We start from the raw sequence: 13,257 nt of genomic DNA, 5'->3' as shown, positions 1-13,257 counted from the left end.
CCCGGGGGTCGAACCCGTCGTCCGTAACCACGCACGGAGGGCTCCCCACTCGGGCCGTGACACATCAAGGGCAGGTTAACCTTATGTGATTAAGGGATTCCATACGTGTCGTATTACGGACAGAATGTGTCGCGATCCGGTCAGCGGTCGGCGAGAGGCGTCTGGTCGACGTCGGGCGGAATGAGAGTCGCCGGAGTGACTCCGGTCACTGTCCTGAAAGCGGCCACGAACGCACTCGTGGAGAGGTAGCCGACCTGCCAGGCGGTGCTGGTCACAGTCTCGCCGTCGGCGAGGAGGGTCTGGGCCTGCTGGATGCGCAGCTGTCGCCGCCATCGGCTGAAGGGCATTCCTGTCGCGGCGTGCAGCGCCCTAGAGATCGTGCGGGTGCTGAGGTGAAGCTCTTCGGCCCATTCATGGAGTGATCGAGGGTCACCACAGTCCTCCAGCAGTCCGCGCACCAGAGGGGTGAGGCGGGGGTCCTGTGGGACCGGGACCGAGGGGCGGGGCATTCGGGCTGGCGTCATGAGGTCGAGACAGGCACGTTGGAGCCGAAGGTGCGCCTCGAGATCGAGCTGCTCCCGGTTCATGTGAATGAGCAGCTCCCGCAGAGCCGGCGTCACAGCAGAGGTGCCGGTCGCCGGGGAGTCGATTCCGGGGGCATCGGTCCGCACAAAGGTGACGCCGAAGCGGGTCGGCCTCCGAGCAGACACCTCGTGCCCCTCTCCGGCTCGCAGCCACGCACCCTGCCCCGGAAGTACGGTTGAGGTGCGTCCCGCGGCGGTGACGGTGAGGGCTCCGGTCAGGGGCCACAGCAGTTCGTGTTCGCAGGGGTGGCTGTGAAGGCTCCAGAGGGTCTCTGAGGCAGTTTCGAACATCACGCTGCCGAGAAGGTGGGGATCCTGCACGAGCTGTCGGGACTCCCTCTGCCGGGGGTGCCGGGTTGCCCTCGGGGCGGAGTCCGCTCGGGCCAGCAGGATCCCGGTGGCTGAGTGTGCCTGTTCACCATTCGGCGCCATCTGTCGTCCCTTCTCGGTGTGGACGGAGGTGCGGGCGTCGGCGTGGACGAGTCTTCGCCGTGATAGCCTCCCAGCGACAAAGGGTAGCCTCATCTGATTAGAGATCATATATATGATGAAAAATGCCTACTAGTGGGCTGCCCATCACCTGGCCGGCTCGATCGACCTGCCTGGAACTCACTCCTAAGGAACGCAGATGAACACCACACTTCGGGGTCGCACGATGCCGCTCCTCGCCTCCACCGCGGCACTCCTCGCCCTGACCTCCTGCGGCGACCCGGTCTCGGCCACTGACTCCGCATCCGATCAGGACGCACCGGACTCCTGGAGCTTCACCGACACCGGGTACGGCAACACCATCACCCTGGACGAGCGACCCGAGTCGCTCGTGGTCGACGGCTACTCCGCCGCGGCGCTGTGGGAGTACGGCATCCGCCCCGCCGGGGTCTTCGGATACGGCATCACGGAGGAGGACTCCGTGGCCATCGGAGCAGCCGACGTCTCGCAGATGACGGTGGTCGGCAGGGAGGGTGAGTTCGATCTCGAACAGCTGGGCGCGCTGGAGCCGGATCTGATCGTCGGGTTCGGCGACGACGACGGCACGGGCTGGACCTGGTGGGATGAGCAGGTCCAGTCCGAGGCCACTCGGGTGGCGCCGTTCCTGGGGGTGGACTTCGGAGGGCGCCCCGTACAAGAGGTGATCGAGGACTACGTGTCGTTGGCGGAGGCGCTCGGCGGCGACACCGACTCGACCGAGGCCGAACAGGCCACGCAGGACTTCGAGGAGCGGCTGCAGGTGCTGCGGGACATCGCTTCCGACTCCCCGGATCTGACGCTCATCGCGCTGAACGGCTATGACGAGCTCTACGTGGGTCAGTCGACGCTGGGGCAGCTCGCTCTGCTCGAAGAGCTCGGCTTCACCCTGACCGGCCCGGACGCAGACTCGGCGTGGGCCTCACTGAGCTGGGAGAGCGTCGGGGACTACCCGGCCGACGTCGTGCTGAGCTACGCCGGCACGGCCGACCAGGTGAAGGACGTCCCCGCCTTCGATCGGCTGCCGGCGGTTCAGGCCGGGCAGGTCGTCGAGTGGGATGACAAGCGTCCCTTCACCTACGCGAGCTACGTCGAGTGGCTGGACGACCTCATCGACGTCCTGGGGGATGCCCGGGTCGTCTCCTCCTGACCGGCCACGCGGCCGCCTCAGCGGTTCTTCGGAGGATCCAGAGACGGCGGCACTGACGCAGGCGTCTGCTCCAGCCGGTCGAAGGCTTCGGCGATCGCCCGGTCCAGCTGCGGATCCTCCTCCGCGAACCAGACGCCCGGATCATGGACGACCTCGACGTCGGGATCCACTCCGTGGTTCTCCACGCCCCAGCCGTACCCCTGGATCCAGAACGAGTACTTCGGCTGAGTGACCACCGTCCCGTCCACCAGGGAGTACCGCCCGTCGATGCCGATCACTCCGCCCCAGGTGCGCTCGCCGACCACCGGGCCCAGAGCCATGGCCTGGGCGGCGGCGTTGACGATGTCTCCGTCGGAGCCGGACCACCGGTTGGCCACCAGCACCACCGGACCGCGGGGCGCGGCCAGGGGGTAGGTCTCCACCGATGACTCTCCCCGTGCGGTCGCCCAGGCGACGAGCTGCTTGGAGAGCCGCTGGATCACCATCTGGGAGGTGTGGCCGCCGCGGTTGTATCGGACATCGGCGATGATCCCCTCACAGCCGGCGGCCAGTCGCAGGTCGCGGTGCAGCTGGGCCCAGCCGGTGGAGGTCATGTCCGGCACATGCACGTAGCCGAGGCGACCTGCGGAGGCGCGCTTCACGTACTCCCGGCGCGAGCGCACCCAGTCCTGATAGCGCAGCTCCTCCTCCCCGGACAGCGGCACGACGACGACGCGGCGCGTCTCCCCGCCGGCCGGTCCCGGCCGGCGCAGACTCAGCTCCACCGGTTTGCCTGCCGCACCGGCGAGCTGGACGTGGGGCCCGGCGACGGGGTCCACGGTGCGTCCGTCGACGGCGATGATCACGTCTCCCTCGCGGGTGTCCACCCCGGCGGCGCGCAGCGGCGACCGGGCCTCCGGCTCGCTGGACTCGGCGGGAAGGATGCGGTTGATCCGCCAGCCGGGCTCGCCGGTCTCCAGCCCCGCGGGCTCCAGGTCTGCACCCAGCAGGCCGATCCGGCGGTCGGTGTCGGCGTCCTCCTCGGCCGGCATCACGTAGGCGTGGGAGGTGTTGAGCTCCCCGACCGTCTCCCAGAGGATGTCGACCAGGTCATCGTGGGTGCGTGCCCGGGCGACGACCGGCCGCCAGCGCTCCACCACAGCGTCCCAGTCGATTCCGTCCATGTCCTCGCGCCAGAACTGCTGACGCATCAGCCGGCAGGTCTCCTCGAACATCTGCGCCCATTCGGCGGGCCTGTCCACGCTGAGACGCAGCCGGGAGAGGTCCACGGTGACGCGTTCGGCGTCGTCCTTCTCCGTCTTCCGCGTGGCCGGCACCGCGGTCACCTCCTCGCCCGAGCGGACCACCAGCCGGGCCCCGTCGCCGCTGACCGCATAGGAGTCGAGCTTCTCCACCAGCGTGGTGGCCTTCCGTGCGGTGAAGTCCCAGCGGATGAGCTGATCGGCAGGCTTCTCGCCGTCGACTCCGGAGCGGCGGGTGCCCAGCTCCCCGGTCTCCTCCGCCTGGCGGATCCACAGCAGCCCGCCCTTCGCCGCTCGCAGGTCGCGGTACCGGGCGGAGGCGACCGGGAAGGCCACGATCCGCTCCTCGGCGTGCTCATCGTCCAGGTTCGGGCTCACCGGCGCGGAGTCCGCCGCGGAGTCTGCGCCGGAGTCCCCCCGCGCTCCCGCTTCCTCGCCGACGGAGATCCGCCAGCCCTCGGCGCTGGGCCCGAAGGGGGCCGGCTCCGCCGCGGAGAGCGGCAGCAGCCACGGGCGGACGGACCCGGCGAAGGACAGGTTGAACTCGTGATCGTCGTAGTGCGGGTCCAAGGTGCGGGTGGAGAGGAAGGCGATGTGCTTCCCGTCCGGGGTGAAGGCCGGCGAGCTGTCATGGAAGGTGCCGCCGGTCAGTGCCACCGGCGTGATCGGGTCGCTGGCGGTGTCGGCGATCATCAGCTGATGCATCTGCGACTCGCTCATGGTCGGCGCGGACCAGAGCAGGTAGCGGCCGTCCGGGGAGAAGGAGGCGTCGAGCATCTCCCCGTGCTCGGAGCGCCGGATCTCTCGGACCGAGGCCTGCAGTCGGCCCTCCGACTCGCGCAGGTCGATGAGCCGCAGCCTGCCGTCATGGGAGATCACCGCCAGACGTGTGCCGGCCGGGTCGGAGACCATGTGCAGGACCCGCCCGAGCTCTCCGCTCAGCACCCGCTGCGCCGGGGCGGACCCGTCGAGGAGATGGATCTCCAGGGCGTCCTCACCCTCGGCGTCGGTGGCGACGGCGACCCGTCCGCTCCGCCCCAGCACCACGGGCTCGCGGGTGCGGACCCCGGAGTCGGCGGCGAGAGTCCGGGCAGGCCCCTCCCGGTGGGTCAGCCACCAGGTCGTGCCGCGCCAGGACACCGCAGAGGCGTCGCCGGTCCAGTCCGGGGCCAGCACGTCGAGGTTCTTCGTGGGCTTCAGCCGCAGCGGCGCCGGGGCGGACCCGGGGAGGGTGACCTCCAGACGGCGCGGTCGGGCGTCCAGGGAGTCCAGGATGAAGATCTCGCCCCGGGAATGCCACGTGATGCGGCGACCGTCGGTGGTTGCGTCGCGGACGTATCCGGTCTCCTCTCCCTGGAAGGTCAGCTGGCGAGGTTCGACGTCGGCCTCGGAGGCGCCCTCGGCTCCGGCGCCGTCGAGGACCCACAGGTTCGCCTGCTCACGGGTCCGCTCCGGGAAGGTCGCCGCCATGTCGGAGGAGATCACCAGCTTCCCGTCCACCCACAGGGGGTCCAGCAGACCTGCGGGCTCCTCAGGCAGCAGCCGCTGCCAGCGTCCCGCGGTGCCGGGGCCGTCGACGCCGTCCACGCCCAGCCACAGCTGTCCGGCCACGCCGCCGCGGTACCGCTTCCAGTGCCCGGCGGGCCGGGTCGGCGGGGTGGCCAGCGCCACGATGCCGGACTCGCTGATCGCCAGCCCCCCGGCTGAGCCGTAACGCAGCCGCTCCGTGCCGCCGTCGAGGGACACCGCGTGGACCACCTGCTCGCGGATGACCGACTCCACCGCATGGGTGGCCACCAGCAGCCGGCCGTCGGGCGCCCAGCCCAGGATGGCCGCCTTGGCGGCGCCCCACCATGTCAACCGGCGGATCTCACCGGTGTCGACCGTGGCGGAGAAGACCTCCGGATGACCGTCCCGACTGGAGATGAAGGCCACCTGGGAGCGGTCCGGGGAGAGGCGCGGGGTGCGCACCGGTGCCCCGTCTCGGGTCAGCCGCCACGCGCGACCTCCCGCATCGGGGGCCAGCCAGACGTCGTCGGCGGCGGTGAAGGTGATCAGGTCGCCCGCCAGATGCGGGTTCCGGAGATAAGGCGTGATCTGCGTCATGTCCCCACTCTACGGAGGTTGCCCGAGGCAAGCATCACCTCCGGTGCTGAGACCGCCCCGGTGCCTGGGCGCGGCCGCCGGCCTCACGCGAGGTCGAAGGGGTCGGTCACCATCCCGGCCAGCCGGCCCTGCTGGCGGATGAAGTCCTTGGCCTGCATGCGCAGGATCCGTTCGTTGACGTCGATCGCGCGCGCATAATGGCCGATCAGCTGGTTGCAGATCACCTCCCAGGTGCGCCCCTGCACCGCCTGGGCCCCAGCCTGCCCGAAACGGCGGCGGGCGCCGTCGTCGGTGACCAGGTGCTCCACCGCGGAGCGCATCCGACCCAGATCCCCGGGCTGGTAGAGCCACCCGGTGCGGCCCTCGTCCACCAGGTCCAGCGGCCCTCCTCGCCCGACGGCGACCACCGGCACCCCGGCGGCCATCGCCTCCTGGATGGTCTGACAGAAGGTCTCCGCCTCCCCAGGGTGGACGAAGGCGTCCAGGCTGGCCACATGGCGGCCCAGATCGTCCCCGCTGCGGAAGCCGGCGAAATGGGCCCCCGGCAGTCGACGGCGCAGCTGCTCCTCGGCGGGCCCGGTGCCGATGATGACCAGCCGGCTGTCCGGAAGGTCGTTCAGCGCGGCGAGGTCCTCCACCTGCTTCTCTGCGGCCAGCCGCCCCACGAAGCCGATCAGCCGCTCGCCCTGCGGCGCCAGGCTGCGGCGCAGCGCCTCGTCCCGGCGCCCAGGGGAGAAGCGCCGGAGGTCGACGCCGCGCCGCCACGTCTTCAGCCGCCGGATGCCCCGGCGGCGCAGCTGGTCCTTGCAGAAGCGCGAAGGGACCAGGGTCAGCGTGGAGCTGGTGTGCATCCGGTCCACGTGCTGCCAGAGCAGCTCCTCAGCCCACGGCAGCCGATACCGGGCGGCGTAGGTGGGGACCTCCGTCTGGTAGACCGAGACCGTCGGGATGCCCAGCGTCCGGGCGGCCTGGATGGCCCGCCAGCCCAGCACGAACGGGGAGGCGAGGTGGACGACGTCGGGCCGCAGCTCCTCCAGCAGGTGCAGGATCCGTGGCACGAACCCTGCGGCCACACGGACCTTGGGGTAGTCGGGGAACGGCAACGACGGGACCCGCACCACGGGGAAGCCCTCACAGTGCTCATGCGCCTCGCCGGCGGCGTCCCACAGACCCGAGGCCGGTGCGATGACCGTCACCTCGTCCCCACGGCGACGCAGGTGGGCCAGCACATGGAGCACGGAGTTCGTGACTCCGTTCATGTGCGGAAGGAACGATTCTGCGACCACGACGACCTTCACAACGCCAGGATGTGCGCTGAAGATGCCCTGGTGACGTCATCGCCATGGAGGACAGATGAACCTGCGGAGAACCCTGCGGGAGCCGGTCCGGAGGGGCCCTGAGACCTGCGTCACGGCATTCGGCGTCGCTGCGGGCGCAGGCGTAGAGTCACTGGGGGCCTTCATGGCTGACCACGGCAGGAGGGGGAGCAGCTTGGGCATCACGATGGCCATCTCGGTGGTGGCGTTCATCCTTCTCGCCGCCACGATCCAGCGCATCGCCGGGCTCGGCTTCGGTATGATCCTCGCACCGTTCCTGGTGGTGCTCATCGGAGCCCACGAGGGCGTGATGCTGGTGAACTTCCTGTCCATCATCGCCCCCATCCTGGTGCTGCCACGCATCTGGGACGACATCGAGTGGCGCAAGGTCCTCTGGCTCGGCATCCCCGCAGTGCTGATCATGCCTGCGGCCGCCTGGATCTCCGTGGTCTCGCCGCCCGGACCCCTCTACGTGGTGGTCGCCGGTCTGGTGCTCTTCGGACTGCTGACCTCCATGCTGCTGAGCCGGATCAGCGCCGCCGTCGACGGAGACGGCCGTGCCGCGCAGATCATCACCGGCATCGGCTCCGGGGTAGGGACGGTGCTCGGCGGCGTCGGCGGCCCGGCCATCACCATCTACGCGGTGCTCTCCCGCTGGCCGATCATGCGCATGGTCGCCACCCTGCAGCCTCTGTGGATCCTCATCTCCGCCTTCTCCTTCGGCATCAAGTGGGCCTTCGACGACGGCCAGATGCCCGACATGCCGTGGTGGGCCTGGGTGGGTTCTGTGGTCTCCATCGTGCTGGGCATCTGGGTCGGCGAATGGGTCCAGCGCCGCGTGGACGACTCCACGGTGCGCAGGTTCGTGGTGTTCCTCGCCATCCTGGGCTCCCTGCTGGCCATGGGGACCGGCATCCGGCTGCTGCTCTGAACCTGAGAGTTCGGTGGACGCCGGTCTGTTGCTCCGCTGATCCGTGCCCCCGACTGGCACGATGGTCTCGATGACGCGCTCAGAGACCGACTCTCGCACCGCCGGTGACCCCGACGTCCCCGGTCGCGCCCGACGGCGCTTCCGGCTGCCGGCCCCGCCGCTGTGGCTGCTGGGCCTGCTCGAGGCCGTCCAGGTGGTGCTGGCCACCGCCCTGCTGGTGACGCTGCCGGTGCTCGCCATGGGGCTGGCCGGCGGATTCGCCCAGATGGACCTGGAGTTCGTGGGGGTCTTCTCCGCACAGATCTGGCTGGTCATCCACGGCACGCCGGTGGAGGTCGCAGTGCCGATCGACGGCGGCGTGCTCGGCGAGGGAGTGACGCTCGCCGAGGGCTGGCTGCATCTGCTGCCTATGGGGCTCACCCTGGTGCCCCTGGCGCTCGGCTGGCGCGCCGGCGGCCGGCTGGCACGGGGTGCGTACTCTGATCAGCTCTGGCAGGGGCTGCTCGCCCTGGTGCTCGGCTACGCGGCCGTCGCCGCCGGTCTCGCACATCTGGCACAGGCCGAAGGCTTCACGGTGCAGCTTCACTGGGCGGCGCTGTGCGCCGCCGCGGTCATGGCCGTCGGTGCGCTCGCCGGAAGCTACGTGGAGGCCCGCTCCTGGGCCCGACTGATCGGAGTGGACCTCGAGGAGCGTGTGGAGCGGCTCTCCCAGCGGCTGAAGTGGGCCGGGCACTATGCCTGGGCCGTGGTCCGCGGTGGGCTGATCGCCGTCGTGGCCGCCGTCGGGCTCTCTGCGCTGCTGTTGGGTGTGCAGGTGGGCTTCTCCTGGATGGAGATCGCCAACACCTATCAGCAGCTGGACCCGGGCATGTGGGGCGTGGTGGGGCTGACCCTGCTGCATCTGGGGCTGCTGCCGAATCTGGTGCTCTGGACGCTGGCCTACACCACAGGCGCAGGGTTCTCGCTGGGCTCGGGGACCATTGTGGCTCCGCATGCGCTGGAGCTGGGCCCGGTGCCCGCCCTGCCCGTGCTCGGTGCGCTGCCGACCTCTTCCGGGGAGGCAGTGCTGGCGGTGCTGGCTGTGCCGCTGGCGGCCGGGATGATCGCCGGCTGGTGGCTCATGCGCGAAGGGGAGAACCATCTGGACGACTGGTGCGCGCTGCGGATCTCCTGGCGCCCGATCTCCTGGTCGCTCTCGACCCTGACGTTGGGGCTGCTGACCGGAGGGGTGGCTGCGGCCGTCGTCGTGCTGCCGCTGTGGCTCTCCCACATCTCACTGGGGATCGGGCGGCTCACCGATGTGGGCCCGCATGCGCTGCTCGCCGCCGGGCTGCTGGGCGCCTGGGTCACCCTCGGGACGATCCTCGGCTATCTCATCGCCCCAGCCGCCGACAGGGTGCGCCGCCGTCGGGCGGAGGGAGCTGACGAGCCGGAAGCCGACGAGCCGGGGGATGACGTGTCGGAGGCGTGAGCCTGCTGCCTCCACCCGGTCACTCGACGCGCAGGCGCGCCAGCTCCGCGCTGAGGTTCTCCCGTGCTGTGTGCTCCCACAGCCGGCGACCGGCGGCGGTGCGGTAGAGGAGGGGTCGCTCCAGCAGGCTCGCCAGCACCTGCGCCCGTCCTGGTCGGAACAGATGGTCGGGCACATGGTCGTAGTCGCGGCGCACTGTGTCGGCATAGCGCCGGTAGGCCGTCGGAGCGCGGCCCAGCACCTCCAGGTCCGCATCCACCAGCACGGCACCGGCGACGTCGGCCGGGTGCGGGTCGTGGGTGGCGGTCAGGCGCACCAGCCGGGCCACCTCGGCCACCTCGCCGTCCGGCAGCAGCCCGGGCAGGCGGTCCTCCGCCAGCCGGGCGCTGTCCTCCTCATCCTGGCCGGCGGTGCCGGCGTAGACGGCGTCATGAAACCAGGCGGCCAGCAGCACGGTCCGGCGGAGGTGCTCCGGAAGTTCACCGGCCCGCTGCAGCACCCCGACGGCGTTCAGCACAGCGGCCAGATGGGCGGGGGAGTGGTAGTGACGGTGGGGCTCCGACCAGCGTTCCAGCAGCTCCTCGCCCAGGGTCGTGGCGTCTGCGGGCAGCAGCCGCGCCCACGCCCGGGAGAGCCGCGCCCGCACCTTCGTGGGACGTTCGACGCTGCGGATCCGCAGCCCGCACTCCGCCAGGATCCGGGCCAGCTCGAGCCCGCTCACTGGGATCGCACCGCGGGCGATGAGATCCCGGTGACGGTGCTGGGGCACGTCGTAGTGGTCCTCGTCGAAGGCGCGGGGGCTGATGCCCGAGCGATCCGCGAAGTCGTGCAGCTCTTCCAGGGAGACGTCGGAGATCAGGTGGGAGAAGAGGGTCCCGTGGGCGGGCCACACCGGTGGGTCGATGTAGATCGTCATCAGAAGGACCGGATCATCCTGACGGCAGGCTGATCCGGCCTTCGGCGATCCCGCCGATGGTCTCCACCAGCAGGCGCCGCTCCTCGACCTTGATCCGCTCATGCAGTGAGTCGGCGTCGTCCTCGGGATGCACCCGCACCGCCTCCTGGGCGATGATCGGTCCGGTGTCCACGCCGGCATCCACCTGGTGGACCGTGCAGCCGGTGATCTTCACACCATGGTCGATGGCGTCGCGCACCGCATGCGCACCGGGAAAGCTGGGGAGCAGAGCCGGATGCGTGTTGATGATGGGAGCGCCGACGCCGTCGAGGAACTCCGCGCCCAGGATGCGCATGAAGCCGCTGGAGACCACCAGGTCCGGCTGGAAGCGGCGGACCTCCTCCCGGAGGTTCGTGTTCCAGGCGGAGCGGTCACCTCCTCGGGCCAGCGGCACGGAGAAGGTGTCGATGCCGGCCCGCTCGGCCCGGTCCAGGCCGCCGCAGCCGACGACGTCGGAGCCGACCGCGGCGATCTCCACGGGCAGGGAGCCGGCGGAGACGGCGTCGATGACGGCCTGGAGATTGGTCCCCGAGCCGGAGACCAGAACCACGATGCGCATGGACTCCACCCTACTTCCCCGAGCCGGTCGCACGCCGCGTAGGCTGGTGTGCCATGAGCGTCACGCCACCGCAGCAGGAGCAGCCCCGGAACTCATCCGAGAACAGCCGGCCCGAGGGGGAGAAGCCCGGCCGTCGCCGAGCTGTGGATCTGGATCAGGAGACCTTCCGCCGCTACGCCCGCTTCACCGGCTGGCTGGTCGTGGCGCTGATCGTCGCGTACATCGGGCTGCAGGCTCCCCTGCCCTACCGGCTGCTGGCCGTGGCCGCCGGGTTCGTCGGGCTCATCGGAGGTGTGGTGCTGCTGGTCCAGGCGATCCGGCGGCGCCTGCCGGCGCTCATCCTGGTCAGCGCCCTGGCCGCGATCGTCTGCTGCGGCATGTTCGCGGCCACCGCGTCTGCGCAGGTGGTGTTCTGGGGCGCGACCGCCGAATTCGACCAGTGCCGCGCGAACGCCCTCACCGAGCGGTCGATGACCCAGTGCTACCTGGACTATGAGGACCAGATGCTCACGACGATCCCCGGGATGTCCGGCAGCCGCTGAGGCTCAGCGGCCGCACGGCTGTGGCCACGCCTCGGGCGAACGGCGATCCCGAGGTGCTGCGCCACGCCAGCAGGAGGCACAGGAGCCCGGCCGCCACGGCGCGGGGTCAGGACGAGTAGGGCGAGCCCTGCTGGCCGGGCTGGGTGCCGTAGCCGCCCTGCGGCGGGGTCCCGTAGGGATTCTGCTGCTGGCCGGGCTGGGTGCCGTAGCCGCCCTGTCCGTAGCCGCCCTGTCCGTAGCCGCCCTGTCCGTAGCCGCTGCCGTAGCCACCCGGACCACCCGGGCCACCCGGGCCACCCGGACCGCCCGGGCCGTCCGGCTGCTTGGCCGCGCGGACCTGCCGTACATAGGCGCTGCTCGGCGGCAGCCACAGCAGCACCAGGGCGGCGATGCTGGGCAGGAACACCAGCAGCAGGTTCCAGGCTCCGAAGAACACCGAGAAGATGCTCAGCGCCAGGTAGATCGTCGCCAGGATTCGTCCGACGTTCGATCCGCGGGTGCTGACGACGGCGAAGATGAAGTAGGGGATCGCCAGGAGCACCGCGCCGACGATGAGCATGCCGCCGAGCATGCCCATGATCGCCTCCGCCTCGCTGATCGAGACGTCAGCGAAGTCCTCCCAGTCCTGAGCGGGCAGCAGCTGAGTGGGGTGGGCGTTCATGATGCCCACGCCCGAGATGACGCCGGCCACCGCCATCACCACGCCGGTGAGCAGCTGCAGCACCATCGAGACCAGCAGGGTGGTGGGGCGCTTCGGCTTTCCAGAGGCGTCCACCGCACCGCCAGGCTGGTTCGGCGCGGGCTGCGGGAACTGCTGCTGGGAATAGTCCTGCTGGCCGGGCTCCGGCGGCCCATAGGGGTTCTGCTGGCCGTAAGGGTTCGGCTGGCCGTAGGGGCTCTGCTGCCCGGACGCCGGCTGCTGGGGCTGCCCGTACTGAGGCTGCTGTCCGTAGGGGCCCTGGGGACCCCCCTGGTTCTCATCACCGGTGGTGCTCATGATCCTCGATCCTTCTCGCTGGCGTCCTCACTGACCAGACCGCCGATGGGTCCTTCAGCCCTCCTGAACAGCACTTTATCGTTCTGAACCGGGGAAAGGCAGAGTGGGTCTCCGCGCCTCGGCGGCCGACACTCTGCGACACTGGTGTCCATGGCATCCAGCATCACCGGTCCGACGACGGCCACCGTCCACCTCGTCCGTCACGGGGAGGTCCACAACCCCGAGAAGGTCCTCTACGGGCGGCTGCCCGGTTACGGACTCTCCGAGCTCGGCCATCGCATGGCCGCCGGCATCGCCGAGCATTTCGCCGCCCGGGCCGACGCCGGGCAGCCCGTCCATCTGCTTGCCGCCTCCCCGCTGCAGCGCGCCCAGGAGACCGTCGCGCCGCTGGCCGAGCGGCTGAGCCTGCCGGTCATCACGGAGGAGCGCGTGCTCGAGGCGGAGAACTCCTTCGAGGGGCTCTCCCGGGTCAAGCAGCAGCTCCGGAGCCCGCGCTGGTGGCCGTTGCTGGTCAACCCGTTCCGACCCTCCTGGGGCGAGCCCTACACCCAGCAGGCCAGCCGGATGCTGGCGGCGGCCAAGGATCTCTCCGGGCAGGCCGTCGCGGAGCACGGAGACGGCGCGGAGATCGTCGTCGTCTCCCACCAGCTGCCGATCTGGGTGACCCGCCTCTGGGCGGAGAACCGCCCGCTGTGGCACGATCCACGCCGTCGCGAGTGCTCCCTGACCTCCATCACCAGCCTGCACATCGGCCCCCGCGGCGTGGAGTCGGTCAGCTACGCCGAGCCGAACCACGAGCTGCTCAAGGACGCCACCGCGCTGCCCGGCGCCTGACCTGCTGATCAGTGGGAGGCAAGCAGGCGCCCAGGTTCGGCTGATAGCTTCTGGCCCGGCCCCGGAGCTGCGTGGTCATATGACGACGCAGCTCCAGGACCACGAT

At 70.4% G+C, this 13,257-nt stretch carries 11 protein-coding genes; 5 read left to right on the top strand and 6 right to left on the bottom strand.

The features are described 5' to 3' along the window. Positions 1 to 140 precede the first annotated feature (140 nt). Positions 141 to 524 (bottom strand): helix-turn-helix transcriptional regulator, encoded by a 384-nt coding sequence (locus ODE13_RS15660; protein WP_322480095.1) that lies wholly within the window; start codon positions 522 to 524, stop codon positions 141 to 143. Between the two features lie 688 nt (positions 525 to 1,212). On the opposite strand from ODE13_RS15660, the gene ODE13_RS15655 reads away from it, so the two are divergent. Next, positions 1,213 to 2,199, top strand: a complete 987-nt coding sequence (locus tag ODE13_RS15655) for an ABC transporter substrate-binding protein (RefSeq protein WP_322480094.1) — start codon at positions 1,213 to 1,215, stop codon at positions 2,197 to 2,199. A gap of 17 nt (positions 2,200 to 2,216) precedes the next feature. Here ODE13_RS15655 and ODE13_RS15650 read toward each other — a convergent pair whose 3' ends face one another. Then, on the bottom strand, positions 2,217 to 5,546 hold the full coding sequence (locus ODE13_RS15650; protein ID WP_322480093.1) for a S41 family peptidase: 3,330 nt from the start codon (positions 5,544 to 5,546) through the stop codon (positions 2,217 to 2,219). A gap of 83 nt (positions 5,547 to 5,629) precedes the next feature. Beyond that, positions 5,630 to 6,844, bottom strand: coding sequence for a glycosyltransferase family 1 protein (locus ODE13_RS15645; RefSeq protein ID WP_322480092.1), 1,215 nt, complete (start codon positions 6,842 to 6,844; stop codon positions 5,630 to 5,632). Positions 6,845 to 7,037: 193 nt separating this feature from the next. On the opposite strand from ODE13_RS15645, the gene ODE13_RS15640 reads away from it, so the two are divergent. Next, complete coding sequence (locus tag ODE13_RS15640) at positions 7,038 to 7,793, top strand: sulfite exporter TauE/SafE family protein (protein WP_246348722.1); 756 nt, start codon at positions 7,038 to 7,040, stop codon at positions 7,791 to 7,793. 70 nt (positions 7,794 to 7,863) lie between these two features. Next, complete coding sequence (locus tag ODE13_RS15635) at positions 7,864 to 9,264, top strand: DUF6350 family protein (protein WP_322480091.1); 1,401 nt, start codon at positions 7,864 to 7,866, stop codon at positions 9,262 to 9,264. A gap of 19 nt (positions 9,265 to 9,283) precedes the next feature. On the opposite strand, the gene ODE13_RS15630 is transcribed toward ODE13_RS15635, so the two are convergent. Continuing rightward, positions 9,284 to 10,180, bottom strand: coding sequence for a DUF4031 domain-containing protein (locus tag ODE13_RS15630; protein ID WP_322480090.1), 897 nt, complete (start codon positions 10,178 to 10,180; stop codon positions 9,284 to 9,286). A 13-nt stretch (positions 10,181 to 10,193) separates the two neighbouring features. Continuing rightward, complete coding sequence (purN, locus tag ODE13_RS15625; RefSeq protein ID WP_322480089.1) at positions 10,194 to 10,778, bottom strand: phosphoribosylglycinamide formyltransferase; 585 nt, start codon at positions 10,776 to 10,778, stop codon at positions 10,194 to 10,196. A gap of 53 nt (positions 10,779 to 10,831) precedes the next feature. On the opposite strand from purN, the gene ODE13_RS15620 reads away from it, so the two are divergent. After that, a complete protein-coding gene (locus tag ODE13_RS15620) occupies positions 10,832 to 11,320 on the top strand; it encodes a hypothetical protein (RefSeq protein WP_322480088.1) in 489 nt (162 codons plus the stop codon). Positions 11,321 to 11,426: 106 nt separating this feature from the next. Here ODE13_RS15620 and ODE13_RS15615 read toward each other — a convergent pair whose 3' ends face one another. Continuing rightward, positions 11,427 to 12,317 carry a hypothetical protein gene (locus tag ODE13_RS15615; RefSeq protein WP_322480087.1) on the bottom strand — a complete coding sequence of 297 codons (891 nt, stop codon included), beginning with the start codon at positions 12,315 to 12,317 and terminating at the stop codon, positions 11,427 to 11,429. Between the two features lie 150 nt (positions 12,318 to 12,467). On the opposite strand from ODE13_RS15615, the gene ODE13_RS15610 reads away from it, so the two are divergent. After that, positions 12,468 to 13,151, top strand: a complete 684-nt coding sequence (locus ODE13_RS15610; RefSeq protein ID WP_322480086.1) for a histidine phosphatase family protein — start codon at positions 12,468 to 12,470, stop codon at positions 13,149 to 13,151. The last annotated feature ends 106 nt before the right edge of the window (positions 13,152 to 13,257 follow it).

Origin of the sequence: Nesterenkonia sp. HG001 (genome assembly GCF_034438835.1) — a bacterium.
Classification (GTDB): Bacteria; Actinomycetota; Actinomycetes; order Actinomycetales; family Micrococcaceae; genus Nesterenkonia; species Nesterenkonia xinjiangensis.
This window is presented reverse-complemented; position numbering and strand designations above follow the sequence as displayed.